This is a genomic window from Enterobacter sp. SA197 (assembly GCF_054131575.1).
This window is the reverse complement of record NZ_CP096393.1, coordinates 1,719,197-1,739,145: the sequence shown is the minus strand read 5'-3', so window position 1 is coordinate 1,739,145 and position 19,949 is coordinate 1,719,197. Positions and strand designations below refer to the sequence as shown.

The window sequence follows — 19,949 nt, the reverse complement described above, 5'->3', positions numbered from 1 at the left end:
CATGGTTATCATCTGAAGAGGCTGAACATAAAGGGGGTCATATGATCACACTGTGGGGCAGAAATAATTCTTCTAACGTGAAGAAGGTACGCTGGACGCTGGAAGAGCTGGAGTTACCCTATGAACACATTCTGGCGGGGGGCGCCTTTGGCCTGAACCGTGATGCGGAATATCTGGCGATGAACCCGAACGGGCTGGTTCCGTTATTGCGTGATGACGAAACCGACGTGGTGCTCTGGGAGTCCAATACCATCGTGCGTTATCTCAGTGCCCAATACGGGCAGGCGCGCCTGTGGCCAGAGTCGCCCGCTGAACGCGCAAAAGGCGAGAAGTGGATGGACTGGGCGCTCAGCACGCTGGCGCCAAAACATGGCGTGTTGCTGGTCGGTCTCGTGCGTACCCCGGCGGAAAAACGTGATACTGCCGCTATCGAGGCCGGGATCAATGCCTGCGAAGAACTCTTCGCGCTGCTGGACGATGCGCTGGCAACGCAGCCGTGGTTGTCAGGTGAGGCATTTGGCCCCGGTGATATCGCCGTCGCCCCCTTCATCTACAACCTTTACAATATGGGCCTGAGCTGGACACCGCGTCCGCATCTGGAAAGCTGGTATCACCGCCTCACCCAGCGCCCACCGTTCCGTGACGTCGTCATGATCCCCGTCACCTGACGCAGCGCCCGGCGCGAGTTACGCCGCCGGGCTGACTTTCAGCAGTTCACCGTCTGATTCGTCCGTCAGCACATAGAGGAAGCCATCCGGCCCGACGCGCACATCACGGATACGCTGTTTACGATCGCCGAGTATCCGTCCGTCTTCCGTCACCGTATTGCCGTTCACGCTCATGACGATCACATCCTTCTCCTTAAGGGCACCAATAAAGAGTTTGTTTTTCCACTGCGGGAACGTCGTGGCGTTGTAGAACGCCATACCGCTCACCGCAGGAGATTTCTTCCAGTAAAAGATGGGTTGCTCAGTCCCTTCCACCTTCTCGCCTTTGGCTTCGGGAATGGCGAATCCGCTGTAGTTAATGCCCCATGTCGCCAGCGGCCAGCCGTAGTTTTTGCCTTTCTCCGGGATATTTATCTCATCGCCACCGCGCGGACCATGCTCGTTAAGCCATAGCGCATTGCTCCAGGGGTTCATCGCCATGCCCTGCGGATTGCGTATGCCGTAAGCCCAGATTTCAGGCCGCTTACCCGACTGTCCGGCGAAGGGATTATCGGGCGGCACTTTTCCTTCATCGGTCAGACGCACCAGCTTGCCCTGCAGCTTATCCAGGTCCTGGGCGGTCGGGCGCTGATTGTTCTCGCCGAGCGCAATCCACAGATAGCCTTTGCCATCAAAGACAAGGCGGCCGCCAAAGTGGTTGCCGGTAGAGAGTTTAGGCTGCTGGCGGAACACCACCTGGAAGGCTTCAAGACGCGAAAGATCCTCCGTCAACCGCCCGTAACCCACCGCCGTGCCAGCTTTGCCGTCGCTGCCCGCTTCGGCATAGCTGAGCCAGACACGACGCGACTGAGCAAAATCCGGTGCCAGCACCACATCCAGCAGGCCGCCCTGTCCGTTTGCCCACACGCGCGGCACACCAACAATGGGATCGGAAAGACCTTTACCGGCCTGCCAGTGGCGAAGCTGACCGCCCCGCAGGGTGATCAACATCCCCTTATTCTCGGGCAAAAAAGCCAGTGACCAGGGGTGATCGAGTCTGGTTTGCAGCACCTCAACCTTCACCGGCGCAGGGGCCGCCAGTACGGAAGCAGAGAGGAGCAAAGTAGGTATCAAATAAATAGCGTGGCGGCGCATGGCACACTCCTTGAGCGGTTGTTAGCCTAAAGGGTAGACAGCCTGCGCAAGCGGGAGGTGACTTTTACAAAAATTGAAACAGGGAGGGTTAATACGATGCGTCCTGCTATCAGTTCGCTCTTTTCCTTTCTCTTTGGGCTGAGGGATCCCCACAAAATAACAGGGGCACGGAAAGTCCCCTCTCCTCTTTGGGGAGAGGGTTAGGGCGAGGGGAACATACGGCTATGATGGGCATTCCGTTTACCTTTATTCCTTGCTTTTCTGTCGCTCCAGAACCCGTGAACGTGCCAGAAGGGTTCACCGCCACCGCCCTGGCGACCCCTACCCCCAGCCATCGCTTTAACTATTGTGTGCTCATTGCGCGCTGGTATCGCAGTAAAACGAAATATTACTGGGATCACTCAACCTTCAGGCAAAACCACAGTAAAAAGGGGGAGTCTCCTCCCCCTGCCTCACGCCTCTTCAAGTCGTGAATGTTCACTCAGATAGTCGATGCTGAAATGCAGGATGTTCAAAGAACGCTCGAGTTTATCAACATTTACGGCAATATAGGACGGACAGTCATGACGCCCGGTCATCAGGCTGATGGCAGCCGACGATAACGCTTCTTCAGCGCGATACACTGCACCGCGACTATCGTGATCCAGCAACTGATTCAGTTGCTCACCCCTGTCGCGAATCTCCTTCGCGAGATCAAAAAAATGGTCCTTTAACTGATTGGTTTCGCTGACCGACATATAGCCTTTTGCTTTACGCATATGGGTATAGGTCTCAAGCTCAACACGGGCATTGAGCAGTTTGTCCAGCAGGCAGCGTGTGAGTTCATCAACGTTCATACCTTTCCCCTCCTTTGTCAGCCATTGTGTCATTTCATAGTATGAACAACTTTCGAACAAAAGCATGAAAGCAATCAATTATTGACCACCGAACACACATCTTTACACTTTAGCGCGGCTTAATTTTATGCCCGCCCCGCAAGCCATGCGCGCCAGCCGCCTCGTTCGGTGATCTCCGTCGCGCCCTGTAAACCATAATTTTCGCAAATGAATCCAGTTAACCACCGTCCGTCCATGAGCTCGACTTTGCCAAGGCCAAGCGGCGCCGGGATCCCCGACAGGAAGGAACCCATCTCACTGGATGGGATCTCCCACACCTCCACCGCTACAGACTGACCCTGTTCAACATCCCGGACCATCCCCGGTCGTTTACCGTCCGCCAGCGCATACAGGCGGTAGGCCGCTGCACTTTGCGTAGCCTCAATCAGGCGCCCCTGACGCTCGCGTAACTGGTGATTAAGGGCCAGTCCATCAAGATGGGCACCGCACACCACCAGTTGCACGCGATCGTTGCTTCCTTCCCCGCTTACTGCTGGTGTATTAAGCATGGCTCCGCCCGGTAAGGTCAGGGGACGGGCACGCTGTAGCGCATCCGCCACCCCGAGTAAATACTGATCCGTAAAAGCGCGACCAAAGAGCGTAACTCCCGAGGGCAACCCATCTGCCATAAAACCGACCGGCACCGCCACGGCGGCATAGTCCAGCAGATTCATAAAGTTGGTGTAGTAACCCAAATCTGAGTTGCGTTTTACCGGCTCATCATGAAGCTCAGCCAGCGTTACCGGACGCGGGTAGGTCGGCGTCAGTACGCACTCCAGGTCAGCGAGGGTGGCATCACATCGAGCCTTGAGGTGCTGCAAGGTATACAGCCCGTCAAAGGTGCTGACCGCATCGGTGCCGGGCGCTTTTTGCAATACGTCGCGAATAACCGGCAGCACGGCATCGGGCTGTGCTTCAATTAAGGGCCCCACTACATGATATCGCTCCGCGACCCACGGCCCGTCGTAAAGCAACTTTGCCGCCGTCATAAAGGGAGTGAAATCGATACTGACCGGCACGCCACCCAGCGCCACCAGCTGTGCTTTTGCGGTGTTGAACAGTGCTTCACTCTCCTTGCAGCCAAGAAACTCCAGCGTATCGGGCACGCCAAAACGAAAACCTTTTCGGGGTCTCCCAAAGGCCTGTGCCCCGTTCCACGCCGGGTTCTGGCGGCTGTAATCGTCAGCAGGATCCAGCCTTGCAGTGAGCGCGAGTAAACGGCTGGCTTCGGCAGCGGTCGCCGTAAAGAAGGTCACGCAATCCAGCGTGCGGCAGGCGGGCAGGACACCCGCCGTGGACACCAGCCCTTTTGTCGCTTTAAGTCCGACCAGATTATTAAGCGCGGCCGGCACACGCCCGCTGCCCGCGGTATCCGTGCCCAGCGCAAAACTGGCAACGCCCAGTGCTACTGAAAGCGCAGAACCTGCGCTTGAGCCGCCCGACGGATAGTCCGGATGCACACTGTTGCGACAGGCACCGTAAGGTGAGCGCGTGCCGTTCAGCCCGGTGGCGAACTGGTCGAGGTTGGTTTTACCCAGCGGCACCGCTCCCAGCGCAATCAGCTGACGCACAATTGTCGCGTCCTGCTTAGCCGTGCGGGCAAAGGCCGGGCAGGCTGCGGTGGTAGCAATCCCCGCCAGATCGATATTGTCTTTGATAGCAAACGGCACGCCGTAGAGCGGCAGTTCATCAGGCTTACGTGCATCAAGCGCCGCCAGATAGGGCTCCAGCTCCTCTTCACTCAGGATATAAATGAAGAGAGAGAATGCCGGGTTAAGCGCAATGGCACGTTCACGTAGCTGCCGGATGAGCGTGCGCGGCGTCAGCGTGCCGCTTTTGTAGTGCGCTGAGAGCGTATCAAGTCGTAAATCAAAAGCCTCTGTCATTGTCTTTTCTCCATCACCACTACGCATTGCCCGGCGCGCACGGCACTGCCCGGCTGCACCCGAACCTGACTGACCACACCGGCATGGGGCGCGGTCAACGGAATTTCCATCTTCATGGATTCAAGGATGACCAGCGTCTGGCCCTCACTGACGGTATCGCCCTCTTTAACGTTTACCTGCCAGAGGTTGCCGGAGACCGGGCTGTCGACCCCGCTTTCACCCGACATCAGCGGCGCATCTTCCCCTTCGTCGCTCACCACCAGGGTGCTGTCGAAATGGGCCTGGCCGCTGGCAATCCAGCGATCGCGCTCGGCAGCAAAGGCCTGCTGCTGATGCGCGCGGTTCGCCGTGATGCTGTCCGCCTCTTCAGCAAGAAACTGCTGGTACTCCGCCAGCCGCAGGGTGGTCTGCTCAATACGCAGCGGATAGCGCCCGAGCGGGAAATCGCGGCGAATAGTCAGCAGCTCTTCAGCAGAGACCGGGTAAAAGCGGATCTGGTCGAAGAAGCGCAGCAGCCAGGGCTTGCCGCCGAAATCAGCCACATCGCGATAGCGGTTCCACATCTGCAGCGTGCGGCCGACAAACTGGTAGCCCCCCGGCCCTTCCATGCCGTACACGCAAAGATAGGCGCCGCCAATGCCTACCGAGTTTTCAGCCGTCCAGGTGCGGGCCGGATTGTATTTGGTGGTCACCAGGCGATGACGGGGGTCAAGCGGCGTAGCGACTGGTGCGCCGAGATAGACATCCCCCAGCCCCATCACCAGATAGTGGGCATCAAAGACGGTTTTGTAGACCTCATCGATATTGGCGAGATCGTTAATACGGCGAATAAACTCAAGATTACTCGGACACCAGGGCGCATCGCGGCGCACAGTGGTCATGTATTTTTCAATAGCTTTCTGACAGGCCGGATCGTCCCAGGAGAGCGGCAACCAGACCACACGTGACGGCACATCAAGATCCGAACGCTGACAGACCTCGTGCCAGAGTTCTGCGATCGCCTCAAGCAAGGCGTCGGGCGGCAGCGTCTCCGGCTGATAGTGAACCTGTAGAGAACGAATGCCCGGTGTCAGATCAATCACCCCCGCCAGCGCACGGGCTTCCAGCGCCTGCATCAGCGCGTGAGCGCGAAAACGCAGCACCAGATCCAGCTCCGGCGCGCCAATTTCCAGTAACAAATGGGTATCACCGGAAAGCCGTGCCACCAGACGTTTGTCCGTCTCGCCGATATCAAGCACCACGGGCGATACCCGCGCCGCTGGCTGCCAGTTCACGGCGACGGGTTGCAGGGTCTCTACTTCCTGATTACACGCCTGCGCCAGTAAGCGCGCGGTCGCCATCTCTACCGGCACAAAGCGCACCTTATCGCCCGCCTTTAGTTGCCCAAGCTGCCAGAGATCCGCTTCGATAACCGTCACCGGGCAGACGAAACCACCAAGGCTCGGGCCATCCGGCCCAAGGATGACGGGCATATCACCGGTAAAATCCACCGCGCCGATGGCATACGGGTTGTCATGTATGTTGGACGGATGCAGCCCGGCTTCGCCGCCGCTGTCACGCACCCACTCAGGCTTTGGCCCAATCAGACGAATACCGGTACGGCTGGAGTTGAAGTGCACCTCCCAGTCGGTGGCAAGAAAGGTGTTGATATACTGTTGGGTGAAATATTCCGGCGCGCCGTGCGGCCCGTAGATAACCCGCAGTTCGCGCACGCCAGGGAACGTCGTCTGCAGGCTCGCGGGTAAGGCGACGCTACGCGGTGCGGCGTTCAGCGCATTAATGTGCAGGACGTCACCTGTGCGTAACGCGCGCCCGGCATGCCCGCCAAACTGCCCGAGGGTAAAGGTACTTTTACTGCCCAGATAGTCCGGTACATTGATACCGCCCTGCAGACACAGGTAGCTGCGCACGCCCGCCCCGCTCACCTCTCCCAGACGTAGCGTACTGCCTGCCTGGAGAGTAAAGAGAGTATTCATGGCGATCTCTTCGCCATCGCGCGTAATGCTCATTGCCGCCCCGGTCACCACCGCAACGGCATCGGTATTAAATTTCAGCGTCGGCCCGCTAAGGGTAAGCTCCAGCGCAGCATCGGTTGCGGCATTACCCAGCAGCGCGTTACCCAGACGGAGCGCACGGCTATCCATTGGTCCCGACGGCGGTACCCCCACCGCCCAGTAGCCCTGCCGACCGGGATAATCCTGCACCGTGGTCTGGGTGCCTGCGCTCAGCACTTCAATGGTGGTGGCCCGGTAGGTCAGCCCCTCCAGGCAGCGCGTCCAGGGATCACCTTCAGCAAAAGGTGCAAAGGCGAGGATCTGTTGCAGGTAGTGACGGTTGGTCTCCACACCGTACAGGCGGGTGGCATCCAGTGCCGCATTAAGCTCAGTAATCGCCTGCGCACGGGTCGGCTGCCAACTGATGATCTTGGCCAGCATCGGATCGAAGAACGGCGGCACATCACAACCGGCCTCCACCCAGGTGTCGACACGAAGCTTACTGCGATCCTCAGGTGGGAAAACGACCTCGGTCAGCAGGCCTGGCGAGGGCTGAAACTGGCGGCCGGGATCTTCGGCATACAGACGCGCCTGCACCGCATGTCCCTGTGGCGTGAGCCCTGCCGCCAGCGCTGACAGCGGCGGCAGCTCGCCTGCCGCCAGTTCAATCATCCAGCGCACCAGGTCCACGCCCCACACCTGCTCAGTGACGCCATGCTCCACCTGCAGTCGGGTGTTAACCTCAAGGAAGTAAAACTGGCGAGCCAGGCTGTCATAGACAAACTCCACCGTGCCCGCGCTGCGGTAGTTGATGGCTTTGCCGAGCGTAATGGCGGCTTCACACAATGCGGTTTCTATTCCGTCCGGCAGATTCGGGGCCGGGGTCTCTTCCAGCACCTTCTGGTTACGGCGCTGGACCGAGCAGTCGCGAACCCCCAGGGAAATCACGTCGCCTTTCCCATCACCAAAAATCTGGACTTCCAGATGGCGTGCGCGCTCGATGTACTTTTCGATAAACACGCCGGCGTCGCTGAAGTTGTTTTTACCCAGCCGTACCACGGCGTCAAAGGCTTCCGCCAGCTCGCTGGCGTTATAACAGACGCGCATTCCGATGCCACCGCCGCCGGCAGTACTTTTCAGCATCACCGGAAAACCGACCTGCGCGCCCGCCTGCTGCGCCTCGTCAAGGTTCGCCAGCAGCCCGGTGCCTTCAAGCATCGGGACACCGTGGTTTTTCGCCAGCGCACGCGCCGTATGTTTTAAGCCGAACACGCGTAATTGCTCCGGCGTCGGGCCGACAAAGGCAATCCCCGCGGCTTCGCAGGCCTCGGCGAAAGCGGCGTTTTCAGAGAGAAAACCGTAACCGGGATGAATCGCCTGGGCACCGCTTTTACGGGCGGCATCGATAATTTTTTCCGTGACGAGGTAGGTGTGTGCCGCCGGGCCATCACCGAGGCTGATGGCTTCGTCAGCATCCCGGATGTGTAAGCTGCTGGCGTCGGCCTCAGACCAGACGGCCACCCCACTTACGTTCATGCTGCGCAGGGTACGCAGGATCCGGCAGGCAATCGCGCCACGGTTGGCAATAAGGAGTTTCGTAAACATAGTCAGAACTCAGTGCTGGCGGGTCGTCCCGCCGAAAATCGGCTCACCTTATGGTCGTCCATAAGGGGCGATGTCTCTATGGACGCGGTGTCGTGGGCCTGTCCTGAGGTAAAGGCAGGCGGGCGGCACGAACGGCAAACAGGTGATAAAGCAGGCTGCGCACCTGGCGGATCAATTCCATATCAGCACCTCCGCCGGTGTCGGGTTCCAGCCATTACAGGGGTTGTTCAGTTGCGGGCAGTTGGAGATGAGCACAATCACGTTGCATTCGGCACGCAGCTCCACATATTTACCGGGGGCAGAAATACCGTCTTCAAAGGTCAACCCACCTTCTGGCGTGACAGGTACGTTCATAAAGAAGTTGATGTTGGCCCCGATATCCCGTTTGTGCATACGACCATCATGCAGGCAGGCGCAGAGAAAGTTGTCACGACAGCTGTGCATCTGACGTTTGTCCAGCGCATAGCGCACGGTGTTACTCTCCTGCGCGCAGGCCCCGCCGAGGGTGTCGTGACGGCCACAGGTATCGGCCACAATGGTCAGCAAGGGGTTACCGAGACTGGAATAGAGTACGCTGCCGGTGGTGAGATAGGCGTTACCCTGACGGCGCAATGTGCGCTGCGGATCGTAGCGCTCCCGTGGCTGGTCAGCATTGTAAAACAGCGTATCCACGGCCTGGTTGCCTTCCAGATCCAGCAACCGTACGGTCTGGCCTTTTTTCACTTCAAAGAGGTAGGGTTCGCCCGCCGGGATCACATGGCGAAAGAGTGCGTCGTCGGGGTGTTTCTGACTGGTGACATGCATCTGGTGGCTCCTTAGAGGGCAAATAAACGGGTGTTAGCAAATGCGCGTTCGTTTTCCGGGCGGCTCTGTAGCGTCCCGATAGCGGCATTTTCATCGTCAGCCTGACGCCAGCTCAGTTGCACCGGGCGCGGCGCGTACTCCGTTGTCGGGTCCATCGGGTGTTGCAGTGCCGTCATCACCAGCAGCACGTCCATCGGCGCAAACAGCTCTACATAGCGGCCCGGTTGTGACGCACCCGGGTGGAAGGCGAAGGTGCCGTCCTCTGCTACCGTCACCTTGCTGAAGAAATTCACCACCATCAGCAGGTCTTCAAGGCTTAAATCCCATTTACCCATCTCTACCAGCAGGTTATCGGTGCCGTTACGGTAAAAACCGTTGCGCAGGCGCTGGTAGCGACCCTCACCATATTTCTCCTTCACTTCGGCGGCATTAAGCACGCCGCCAAAAGGGTCGTGCCAGCCGCAGGTGTCGGCCACAATTCCGGCCAGTACGCGTCCCATATCGGAGTAGAAGCAGTGACCGGTGGTCAGGCGCGCCGTATGCTGGCCTTTTAGGGTGTCTGGCAGGTTCAGACGTTCGCTCTTTTCATGGGGATTGAGCATCATCAGGCTGACATTGTCCCCGCCGTCGATGTCCGTCATGCGCAGGATCTGTCCACGCTTAAGAATAAAGGAGAGCGTGCCGCCACCGGGCAGGGTTTCCTCTCGCAGAACGGGTGTCATATTTTCCAGTGAAGTCATCAGGTTAACTCCTTAATGCATAGACGTTTTGAGGCGTGCTGCCGGTCATTTCGGCCAGCCGCGCTTCGTTGAGCGGTATGTCGTAAGTGATGCGTGCGCCGTAAGCATTGGGTTCGTGCGGGTCGATACGGACTTTGTCGAACACCAGCAGTCGGGTGCCGAGGTTGAACCCTTCTGAGAGGTCGTGCGTGACCATAAAGACCGTCATGCGGGTTTCCCCCCAGAGCTGGAGCAGTAGCGCATGCATGTCTTTGCGAATGCCGGGGTCCAGCGCACCGAAGGGTTCATCCAGCAGCAGCACGCGTGGCTGCATAATGAAAGCCTGCGCAATGGCAAGGCGCTGCTGCATGCCGCCGGAGAGCTGCGCCGGGTATTTGTCCAGCGCGTGCCCCAGCCCCACTTTTTCCAGCATCCACACCGCCCGCTCGCGCGCCTCGCGCTTTCGTGCGCCAAAAAGACGCCCCAGAACCGGGGCCTGCGGAAACTCAAGACCCAGGGTCACGTTGCCCAGCACGCTCAGGTGGGGAAAGACCGAATAGCGCTGAAACACCACGCCACGGCTGCGGTCCGGCTCGGCCGACAGGGCTTTGCCATCCAGCGACAGCGTGCCGCGACTTGGTGCCTCCTGGCCTAACAGCAAACGCAGGAAGGTGGACTTCCCACAGCCCGAAGCCCCTACCATCGAGCAAAACTCCCCGGCATTGACCTGCAGATTAAGACGCTCCAGCACCACGTGCGGCCCGTACTCCTGCCAGACATTGTTGATCTCAATAAAGCTCATGCCTTCCCTCCTTCCGCCCAGGGAAAACAGGTTTTATGAAGCTGACGCAGACCCAAATCCATCAGCCAGGCCAGTAATGTAATCCACACCACATAAGGAATGATGACGTCCATTGCCATGTAGCGGCGCACCAGGAAGATGCGATAGCCGAGGCCTGCCGTTGACGAGATAGCCTCGGCGGAAATAAGAAACAGCCACGCCGAGCCGAGCATCAGCCGCAGTGAGGTCAACAGGCGCGACAGCAACTGCGGTAACACTACGCGCAGGACCAGCGTCCAGCTCGAGGCGCCGAGCGTCTGGGCTTTAATCAGGAGTTCCGGCGGGATTTCCCTGGCGCGGTGTTCAAGATCACGGGCCAGCATAGGGGTAATGCCAATCACTATCAGCATCACCTTTGAGAGTTCATCAAGCCCGAAGACAATAAACAGCACCGGCAGAATCGCCAGCGGCGGAATCATTGACAGCACCGTCATCAGCGGCGACAGCGAGGCGCGCCACATCGGGAAGACCCCGGCAGTGATACCGATGCAAAGCCCTGCCAGCGAGGCGATAGCCAGACCGGTCAGCAGGCGCGCCAGACTAACCAGGGTGTCCATCCAGAAGAGATAATCGCCGCTGCGTTTATCCGGGCTGAAGGCCATGCGCGATACCGCATCCAGCATGTTCTGCAAGCCGGGCAGGAGTTTGTCCTGGGGGTTGGCCTCAAGGCGGACTGCTGACCCCAGAAAGTAGGCTGCCAGCAGAATAACGAAGGGCAGCAGGACAAGCGTATAGCGCATGCCCCGGGTCGGATGGCGATTAATATGTCGCATGGCGTCGTTTCCCGTCATTCGATAAATCAAAGCTTGCCGTCGGCGGCCAGTTTCACAAAGCTGTCGTCAAAACGCAGTTTGAGGTTACTGGCATCACCGGACGTGGCGCTGCCGGGGAAGGCCATGCCAATGAAATCGGCACTCTGCGCACCGTCGCCAAGCAGCCCTTTATCAAAGGAGAACTGCGCCACGCGCTGCATGGTTTTAGGCAAATCAGGAGAGGTGACAAAGGCCAGATTGTCAGCCGGAGTGTAAAAAAGGTGGGTCGTTTTCAGCTGCGCCTGATAGCCCGTCAGATCGGTCCCGGAAGCCGCTGCCATTTCACTCAGCATGGCTTTATCCTGCGCCTTCATTTGCGCCATCATTTCGTACCAGGCGCCGGTCAGGGCTTTTCCCAACGCCGGGTTGTCTTTCAGGGTCTGGGTATTTACCACCATCATGTCGATGAGTTCACCAGGCACCTGTGAGGAGCTGAACACTTCAGTGGTGTCTGGCGTGCCTTTGATGACCGACAGCTGCGGATTCCATGCCACGGCGGCCTTGACGTCCGGCGTGGCGAAGGCGGAGACAATGTCTGCATCAGAGGTGTTCACCACGGTGACATCTTTTTCCGCCAGCCCGGCTTTCTCCAGGCCACGTACCAGCAGGTAGTGGGAAACAGAGAGTTCAGGCAGGTAAATCTGCTGCCCTTTCAGATCCTTAAGCGTTTTGCCCTTGCCTTTCATTACTACCCCATCATTGCCTTCGGAGTAGCTGCCGAGAATGAGCGCGGTGGTATCCACACCGCCCGCCGCCGGGATAGTCAGTGCATCCATATTGGTCATGGTGCAGCCATCAAACTGACCGGCGGTGTACTGGTTGATGGATTCGATGTAATCGTTAAGCTGCACGACATTAATTTTGATGCCGTATTTATCGGCCCACTTATCGATGATTTTGTGATTGCTGATGGAGCCCCAGGGCATCCAGCCCGCGTAGATAGTCCAGCAGACGTTAAATTCTTTTTTTACCGCAGCAAAGGTGGGGAGAGTGGTCAGCATGACCAGCGACAGCACGAGGGAGCGGAGTAATGGCGTTTTCTTCATCATGGACCTCTGGTTGGTACAAAAAAAGGGCAGCGCGACACCCACTGGTGCTGCTGTCTCCCGGGTTTTTGTCCCGCCGTGTAACCTCTCAGAGGTCGCCAGCTCTTGGACCAGTCATCCGCACACGCGAACCGGAACCCTAGCCAGCTATTTGCAAATTGTGTTGTGTTGCACTGCATTTAATGCATTGCAAGCGGTGTGCCAGAAAATTAATTACTTATTTATCAGTTTATTAACTATGAGCGGGTACTATGGCTCCCCGTTTTGGTGAGTCAGGATCAGGCAGTGCACCATGCTGGTGCCCGCCGGGTTGTAGCAGGAGGTAATGCCGTTGATGTATTGTCTATAATCCATCACATCCGTAGGGAGCGGCCTGCCATCATGTTAAGCATTCTCGGGAAAACCTCGTCAATCAATGTGCGAAAAGTGTTGTGGACCTGCGAGGAAGCAGGCTTTGACTATCAGCAGGAGGACTACGGCAGTGGGTTTGCCTCCACGCAAACGGACGCCTTTCGGGCCATGAACCCCAATGAAATGGTGCCGGTGCTGATTGACGACGATTTTGTACTCTGGGAATCGAACGCCATCTGCCGCTATCTGGCCCGTAAAGCTGAGCGTCGCGATCTTCTCCCGGATGATGCGCAAGCCTGCGCCAGGGTGGAGCAGTGGATGGACTGGCAGGCATCCGAATTCAACAATGCCTGGCGCTATGTCTTCCCTGCGCTGGTGCGTAAAAATCCCGCCTACAGCGATCAGAAGGCGATTGACGCCGGTATTAAAGCGTGGAACCACTGTATCGGCATCGTGGATCAGCAACTGGAAAAAACCCAAGCCTGGGTGGCCGGGGAAGATTTTACTCTCGCCGATATTGTACTGGGACTGTCGGTAAATCGCTGGAAGATGACGCCGTTTGACCATCCGACGTTCCCGGCTCTTGAGGCCTGGTTTACGCGGTTAAATTCACGCCCGGCATTTTTACAGTATGGAAATAATGGCGTGCCGTGAACGGCTGCTTTGGTAAGGCCCTATCATTATCGACTGATGGGGCCGGGCAAGCGCAGGGGACAAACGCCTTGTTCTCTTTCCTGCGCATCCGGATTAGAACCTCTGGGTTCATTTTTTCGTCAAAGACGATCTTCATCACAATTTAACATTGAAAACACTTTTCTCTTACATAACGGGTGACAGCCATTCATTAGCAGGCTATTATTTCTGCCGTAAATCATTATGTTTCTGAAGAATTCCCTGTGTTGTATATCTGCCGTTCGTCCGAGCGGCTTTTTTTTACCTCGCTTATATTCACGCCCCGGATTATTCCTGCAAACTCAACGGCAAAAGTATCCTTTAGAGGTATGGTTAGCACGCTCATGTTATACCCCGAAATACCCCGCGAACGTTTTATGAGGAAGCTGAACCGCCGTGGTATGTTATCGCCACAGACACTTTGATCAGGCGCGTTATGCATATTTTTCCGCTGAACCTTACCCTTGCCGATAACCACGCTGATTCTGCCCGTGAGCTTCAGCACTACCTGCAGCACAATCGACACTCCCCCGCACTTATTCCTGCGCTTAACATGGATTTAGGTTTTATCAGCCCCCATGCGCGCTCTACCAATGCGTTTGATATTAACCGGGTTGAACATCTGCGTGACACTACCTATGTTCTTTATTATCAAATACATTATTTCATCTTTAACCTGTGCCAGGATATGAATATTGAGGATAGCTACGCCACTTCTATTACCTTTACGGTTAATGATGGCGAGTTAGTGTTCGACGTGATTAATAACGACCGGGACACGGTGGATGAATTCTGACGACCCGGGGTCGTTTACTGGCAAAAACAGGTAGCAGAGGCTCCACCCAGGCCAGCGGATTTTTGATCCTGCCTGCCGACAATCCGCTATAAATCTCCCGCCGATAACTGTACAATCCGTGCCCTGAGCATCCCTTAACTGATTAATTTTTGAACTATGAGCAATGTTACGCACCAGCCGAAAATCGGCTTTGTCTCCCTCGGTTGCCCGAAAAACCTCGTCGACTCTGAGCGCATCCTGACGGAACTGCGCACTGAAGGCTATGACGTTGTGCCGAGCTATAACGACGCCGATATGGTTATCGTCAACACCTGCGGCTTTATTGACAGCGCGGTTCAGGAGTCACTGGAGGCCATTGGCGAAGCGCTGAATGAAAACGGCAAAGTGATCGTAACCGGCTGTCTGGGTGCGAAAGTCGATCAGATCCGCGAAGTCCACCCGAAGGTACTGGAAATTACCGGGCCTCATAGTTACGAGCAGGTTCTGGAGCATGTGCACCACTATGTACCAAAGCCGAAGCACAACCCGTTCCTGAGTCTGGTCCCAGAGCAAGGCGTTAAGCTGACACCGCGCCACTACGCCTACCTGAAAATTTCTGAAGGCTGTAACCACCGCTGCACCTTCTGCATCATCCCATCCATGCGCGGCGATCTGGTCAGCCGCCCGATTGGTGACGTGCTGGGCGAAGCAAAACGTCTGAAGGATGCTGGCGTAAAAGAGATCCTGGTCATCTCGCAGGACACCTCTGCCTACGGCGTTGATGTGAAGCACCGTATGGGCTTCCATGACGGTGAGCCGGTAAAAACCAGTATGGTTGGTCTCTGCGAACAACTGGCGAAGCTTGGTATCTGGACGCGTCTGCACTACGTCTACCCTTACCCACACGTTGATGATGTCATCCCGTTGATGGCCGAGGGTAAAATCCTGCCCTATCTGGACATCCCGCTGCAGCACGCCAGCCCGCGTATCCTGAAACTGATGAAACGCCCCGGCTCGGTTGACCGTCAGCTGGCACGCATTAAGCAGTGGCGTGAAATCTGCCCGGAACTGACCCTGCGCTCTACCTTTATTGTTGGCTTCCCAGGTGAAACCGAAGAAGATTTCCAGATGCTGCTCGACTTCCTGACCGAGGCCCGCCTGGATCGCGTAGGCTGCTTCAAGTACAGCCCGGTTGATGGCGCAACCGCTAACGAACTGGCAGATCAGGTGCCGGAAGCGGTTAAAGAAGAGCGCTGGAACCGCTTCATGCAGCTGCAACAGAAAATTTCTGCTGAGCGTCTGCAGGAAAAAGTGGGCCGCGAAATTCTGGTCATCATTGATGAAGTGGATGAAGAAGGCGCTATTGGCCGCAGTATGGCGGATGCACCTGAGATCGACGGTGCGGTCTATCTGAACGGTGAAAACGGGGTCAAACCAGGGGATATCGTGCGCGTGAAAGTGGAAAACGCGGATGAATACGACCTGTGGGGCACCCGCGTTTAACTCTGTCGCCGCCTGCTATCAGGCGGCGTTTTTATTTACTCACCCACGCGCTCAAACCGCGTTGCGATCAGTACGTAGCTCACCACTGCCAGTACACCGTGCGCCGCCACAAACCATAATGCGTTGTTAAACGAACCGGTCACCGTGACCACATAGCCAATCACCAGCGGCGTAATGATCCCTGCGATATTACCGATGCCGTTAAACACACCCCCACACAGGCCAATCATGGTTTTCGGTGCCACGTCCGACAGAACAGCCCAGCCCACTGCCGCAAAACCTTTACCGAAGAAAGCCAGCGCCATCAGGAAAATTACCGCGGCATTGCTGTCCACCACGTTTGCAAAGACCAGCATAGTGGAGAGTCCCATGCCGAGCACAAATGGCGTTTTACGGGCGCGGGAAGGGTGAACACCACGGCTAATAAGTAAATCAGAGAGGTAACCGCCGAGCAGACCGCCGGTAAAACCGCATACTGCAGGTAAAGCGGCAACCCAACCCGCCTGCATGATCGTCATGCCACGTCCCTGAATCAGATAGATAGGGAACCAGGTAATGAAGAAGTACGTTAACGCGGTAATACAGTACTGCCCGAGGTAGATAGCCCACAAATTGCGGTTAGTAAACAGGCATTTGGTGTCGCGTAAGGCGATTTTTTTACCCTGTTTCACTCCACTGTCCAGATCCACCAGCGCCCCGCCCTCGCGCATCAATTTTTTTTCATCTTCCGTCAGGCGCGGATCTTTATGCGGCTCTTTGTACCAGCCAAACCACACCGCCGCCAGCACAAGCCCTAATCCCCCCATCCAGATAAAGACGTGTTCCCAGCCCCAGGCGTGGGTAAGCCAGGCCATCATCGGGGTAAAAATCACCACCGCCATGTACTGCCCGGAGTTAAACAGTGCGGAAGCTAATCCACGCTCGCGGGTCGGGAACCAGCTGGAGACGATACGTGAGTTCGCCGGAAACGCGGGCGACTCCACAAGGCCCAGCATGAAGCGCATCAGGAACAGCGTCATCGCGGCCAGGCTACCGGTTAGCCCAATCCAGCCGACGGTGCCCTGCAGCATGGTGAATACCGACCACAGCACCAGACTCATACCATAGACTTTTTTGGCACCAAAACGGTCAAGCAGCCAGCCTCCGGGGATTTGCCCCAGCGCATATGCCCAGGCGAAGGCGGAGAAGATCATCCCCAGCATCATCGGGTCGAGGCCCAGCTCTTTCACCACCGATGTCCCGGCGATGGACATGGTGGCACGGTCAGCGTAGTTAATGACGGTAATAATAAATATCAGGCCCAGCACCCAGTAACGGTGATGCCCGACGCGTTTGACCTGTTCCAGAGAGACTTCCATTTGTTTGCTCATGATGTTCTCGCTGTATTTTTAAAGGGAAGACAGAGGTCGCGTTGTTAGCGGAGTTACACGCGATGTGGCGGTAACTGTCCGTTAAAGCAGGCCGCCAGATTTTCCAGCACCATTTCCCCCATCGCCAGACGGGTCTGGAGAGTGGCACTGGCACGATGAGGCTGAAGCGTCACGTTATTAAGGGTGTAAAACCCCTCCGGCACGTGCGGTTCATTGGCAAACACATCCAGCCCTGCGCCGGCAATGCGTTTCTCGCTGAGCGCAGACAGCAGCGCGAGCTCATCCACCAGCTTGCCGCGCGCGACATTGATGAAGTACCCCTCAGCCCCCAGCGCGTCGAGCACCGATTCAGTGATGATGAGCTGCCCTGCGTCGGCAGAAGCGGCCAGGATCAGTACGTCAACCTCATGCGCCAGGGTGTGGATGTCTGCAACGAAGGTGTAATCAAGTCCGCTAACCGGCCCGAGATCGGTATAAAGGATCGTGGTATTAAACGCCGCAACTCGCCGGGCAATGGCCTGCCCCACCCGTCCCATGCCGATAATCCCAACGGTGGTGCCGCTGACTTTACGCGCCAGTGGCAGGGTGGTCTGCGGCCAGCGTCCGGCGCGCACCACCTGCTCCCCCTCACTCATCTGGCGTAGCGTTGAGATCATCAGCCCCAGCGCCATGTCTGCCACATCATCCGTTAGCACGCCGGGCGTGGTGGTGACAAATATCCCGCGTTCCGCGGCATAGGCCAAATCCACCGCATCCGTTCCGATACCGCTGATGGCAACAATTTTCAGTGCAGGCAGGCGTTCCATGATGTCGCGGGATAGTCCCTTTGCTCCCCCGGTAACCACGCCCTGAATACTCGTCCCCGTTTCCGCCAGCATCTGAGCTGGCTCGCGGGCCTCGTATAGACGATGCACGTAATAATCACGCCGTAATATTTCATCAATCGGGCCGGGCACCGCTTGAGTTAATAAAATGTGAGTTTTTTGTTGGTCTGTTTTATTTAGCATTGCGTCTGTCCATTAAGTGGGAATAAGACGATGATGGACAGCGCAATAATTCATGTCTAATATAAATCCGGTATTCATTAATATAAGAATTGAATTATGGATTTACATCAGCTTCGCTGCTTTATTGCGGTTGCCGAAGAGTTAAACTTTGGTCGCGCCGCCGCCCGCCTGAGCATGACGCAACCGCCATTGAGTCGCCAGATTCAACTGCTGGAAAAAAGCCTTGGCGGCGCCCTGTTTGACAGGAATAACCGGCACGTTCAGCTTACTCATATGGGTCACCATTTACTGACCGAAGCCCGATTAATTCTTAAATTAGCGGACCGGCTGGAATCCTCCGTTCAGCTTTGCGCCTCCGGCGAGACGGGAACACTTTCGCTGGGATTTACTGCGGTATTTTCATGGAATTTTATTCCCCAGTTACTAAAAGAACTCGCCATAAAATTGCCTGGAGTCACCTTTCAGCTACAGGAACTGGTGTCGCATAAACAAATAAGCGCGATTGAAAACAACAGTCTTGATATTGGTTTTGTGCGCCATGTCCCACCAAATCCGCTGCTGGCGTACCAGCCGCTTCAGGGTGAAACCTTTGTGGGGGCATTTCACTCAGAGCATCCGCTGGCACGTAAACGGAAAATTCCCCTCAGCGCATTTAACAATGAGCCCTTCTTTCTTTACAGCCCGGATGAAGCCCGCCATTTTTACGATCGGATAACCGACCTGTTTGTGTTTAATGACATTACGCCGGACTATAAATACCAGCTCGCCCAGACCCACACTATTCTGGGTCTGGTGAATGCCGGGTTGGGGTGCGCCATCGTTCCCGCCTCATCACGCACGCTGGGGATGCCCAACGTGACGTTCATGAATATTGAAGGCGTAAATATTCAGGCGCACAATTTTCTTGTCTACTCAAAAGCCAACCCCAACCCGGTGCTGCCCGTTTTCCTCAGGAGCATGAGCGAGGCCCTGATTACCCTTTGATTTTTGGATCAAGGGCATCACGTAAGCCATCACCCAATAAATTAAACGCCAGCACGGTGAGAAAAATGGCCAGTGAGGGGAAGAGCGCCACGTGCGGCGCAATGACCATATCGGCCCGCGCTTCATTAAGCATTGCTCCCCATTCGGGCGTCGGCGGTTGCGCACCAAGCCCCAGAAACGACAGGCTGGCCGCGGAGATGATTGAAGTCCCGATCCGCATTGTAAAGTAGACCACGATCGACGAGACCGTGCCGGGCAAAATGTGGCTGAAGAGAATGGTCATGTCGCTGGCACCGATACTGCGAGCCGACTCGACAAATGTTTGCTGCTTTAGCACCAGCGTATTGCCTCGTACCAGACGTGCAAAGGCAGGGACTGAGAAAACCGCCACCGCGATGATAACGTTGGTCATTCCGCTGCCCATGACCGCGACCACCGCGATGGCCAGCAGAATGCCAGGAAAGGCAAACAACACGTCGCAGATACGCATGATGATGCGATCCCACCACCCTTCATAATACCCGGCCAACAGGCCAAACAGTGTGCCGATTGCCGCCCCAATCAGTACGGCAAACACGCCGGCGGCCAGCGAAATTCTGGCCCCCAGCAGCACGCGGCTCAGTATGTCCCGCCCCAGGGAGTCGACGCCGAACCAGTGAATAAGAGAGGGTCCCTCATTCAGGCGGTCGTAATCAAAATAGTTTTCCGCATCAAAAGGGGCAATCCAGGGGGCAATCACCGCGAGCGCAATCAGAATCAGCACGAAAAGTCCGGCGGTCATTGCCACCGGCTGACGGCGAAAGCGCCGCCAGAATTCATGCCACGGGGTTCTTACCTGTCCCGGCTTTACTCCGGGCAGGGCATTTAAAATCGCCTGACGACGCCAGTTAAACAGTCGCATCC

Annotated in this window: 17 protein-coding genes and 1 riboswitch; of the genes, 5 read left to right on the top strand and 12 right to left on the bottom strand. The window is 56.6% G+C overall.

Annotated features, from left to right (window positions below; all coding sequences use genetic code 11):
- Positions 1 to 41 precede the first annotated feature (41 nt).
- On the top strand, positions 42 to 668 hold the full coding sequence (locus tag M1D91_RS07935) for a glutathione S-transferase family protein (protein WP_437431238.1): 627 nt from the start codon (positions 42 to 44) through the stop codon (positions 666 to 668).
- An 18-nt stretch (positions 669 to 686) separates the two neighbouring features.
- On the opposite strand, the gene M1D91_RS07930 is transcribed toward M1D91_RS07935, so the two are convergent.
- The 9 genes from M1D91_RS07930 to M1D91_RS07890 form a co-directional block, all read right to left on the bottom strand.
- A complete protein-coding gene (locus M1D91_RS07930; RefSeq protein WP_437431237.1) occupies positions 687 to 1,802 on the bottom strand; it encodes a PQQ-dependent sugar dehydrogenase in 1,116 nt (371 codons plus the stop codon).
- A gap of 452 nt (positions 1,803 to 2,254) precedes the next feature.
- Positions 2,255 to 2,638 carry a biofilm formation regulator BssR gene (locus M1D91_RS07925; RefSeq protein WP_437431236.1) on the bottom strand — a complete coding sequence of 128 codons (384 nt, stop codon included), beginning with the start codon at positions 2,636 to 2,638 and terminating at the stop codon, positions 2,255 to 2,257.
- 125 nt (positions 2,639 to 2,763) lie between these two features.
- A complete protein-coding gene (atzF, locus tag M1D91_RS07920; RefSeq protein WP_437431235.1) occupies positions 2,764 to 4,563 on the bottom strand; it encodes an allophanate hydrolase in 1,800 nt (599 codons plus the stop codon).
- Complete coding sequence (gene uca, locus M1D91_RS07915) at positions 4,560 to 8,162, bottom strand: urea carboxylase (RefSeq protein WP_437431234.1); 3,603 nt, start codon at positions 8,160 to 8,162, stop codon at positions 4,560 to 4,562. The genes atzF and uca overlap by 4 nt, the downstream gene beginning before the upstream one ends.
- Before the next feature lie 171 nt (positions 8,163 to 8,333).
- Positions 8,334 to 8,966, bottom strand: a complete 633-nt coding sequence (locus tag M1D91_RS07910; protein ID WP_437431233.1) for an urea amidolyase associated protein UAAP2 — start codon at positions 8,964 to 8,966, stop codon at positions 8,334 to 8,336.
- Positions 8,967 to 8,977: 11 nt separating this feature from the next.
- Positions 8,978 to 9,706 carry an urea amidolyase associated protein UAAP1 gene (locus M1D91_RS07905; protein ID WP_437431232.1) on the bottom strand — a complete coding sequence of 243 codons (729 nt, stop codon included), beginning with the start codon at positions 9,704 to 9,706 and terminating at the stop codon, positions 8,978 to 8,980.
- A 4-nt stretch (positions 9,707 to 9,710) separates the two neighbouring features.
- Positions 9,711 to 10,487 carry an ABC transporter ATP-binding protein gene (locus M1D91_RS07900; RefSeq protein ID WP_437431231.1) on the bottom strand — a complete coding sequence of 259 codons (777 nt, stop codon included), beginning with the start codon at positions 10,485 to 10,487 and terminating at the stop codon, positions 9,711 to 9,713.
- Complete coding sequence (locus M1D91_RS07895; RefSeq protein ID WP_437431230.1) at positions 10,484 to 11,299, bottom strand: ABC transporter permease; 816 nt, start codon at positions 11,297 to 11,299, stop codon at positions 10,484 to 10,486. Before M1D91_RS07895 ends, M1D91_RS07900 begins: the two co-directional genes overlap by 4 nt.
- A gap of 26 nt (positions 11,300 to 11,325) precedes the next feature.
- Positions 11,326 to 12,384 carry a putative urea ABC transporter substrate-binding protein gene (locus M1D91_RS07890; protein ID WP_437431373.1) on the bottom strand — a complete coding sequence of 353 codons (1,059 nt, stop codon included), beginning with the start codon at positions 12,382 to 12,384 and terminating at the stop codon, positions 11,326 to 11,328.
- A gap of 55 nt (positions 12,385 to 12,439) precedes the next feature.
- Positions 12,440 to 12,538, bottom strand: a riboswitch (guanidine-I (ykkC/yxkD leader).
- Positions 12,539 to 12,765: 227 nt separating this feature from the next.
- On the opposite strand from M1D91_RS07890, the gene M1D91_RS07885 reads away from it, so the two are divergent.
- The 3 genes from M1D91_RS07885 (at position 12,766) to rimO (ending at position 15,685) form a co-directional block, all read left to right on the top strand.
- A complete protein-coding gene (locus M1D91_RS07885) occupies positions 12,766 to 13,389 on the top strand; it encodes a glutathione S-transferase family protein (protein ID WP_437431229.1) in 624 nt (207 codons plus the stop codon).
- Positions 13,390 to 13,843: 454 nt separating this feature from the next.
- Positions 13,844 to 14,203, top strand: coding sequence for a hypothetical protein (locus tag M1D91_RS07880; protein ID WP_437431228.1), 360 nt, complete (start codon positions 13,844 to 13,846; stop codon positions 14,201 to 14,203).
- A gap of 156 nt (positions 14,204 to 14,359) precedes the next feature.
- Entirely contained in the window at positions 14,360 to 15,685 is a 1,326-nt protein-coding gene (gene rimO, locus M1D91_RS07875; protein WP_437431227.1) for a 30S ribosomal protein S12 methylthiotransferase RimO, read from the top strand.
- 35 nt (positions 15,686 to 15,720) lie between these two features.
- On the opposite strand, the gene M1D91_RS07870 is transcribed toward rimO, so the two are convergent.
- Positions 15,721 to 17,055 carry an MFS transporter gene (locus M1D91_RS07870; RefSeq protein WP_437431226.1) on the bottom strand — a complete coding sequence of 445 codons (1,335 nt, stop codon included), beginning with the start codon at positions 17,053 to 17,055 and terminating at the stop codon, positions 15,721 to 15,723.
- A gap of 53 nt (positions 17,056 to 17,108) precedes the next feature.
- On the bottom strand, positions 17,109 to 18,062 hold the full coding sequence (locus M1D91_RS07865) for a 2-hydroxyacid dehydrogenase (RefSeq protein WP_437431225.1): 954 nt from the start codon (positions 18,060 to 18,062) through the stop codon (positions 17,109 to 17,111).
- A gap of 96 nt (positions 18,063 to 18,158) precedes the next feature.
- Between M1D91_RS07865 and M1D91_RS07860 the strand changes: the two genes are divergently transcribed.
- The gene (locus M1D91_RS07860) at positions 18,159 to 19,046 is read left to right on the top strand and encodes a LysR family transcriptional regulator (protein WP_437431224.1); all 888 of its coding nucleotides are present in this window, start codon (positions 18,159 to 18,161) and stop codon (positions 19,044 to 19,046) included.
- Here M1D91_RS07860 and gsiD read toward each other — a convergent pair.
- A complete protein-coding gene (gsiD, locus tag M1D91_RS07855; RefSeq protein ID WP_437431223.1) occupies positions 19,036 to 19,947 on the bottom strand; it encodes a glutathione ABC transporter permease GsiD in 912 nt (303 codons plus the stop codon). The two genes, M1D91_RS07860 and gsiD, sit on opposite strands and share 11 nt — an antisense overlap.
- Between the last annotated feature and the right edge of the window lie 2 nt (positions 19,948 to 19,949).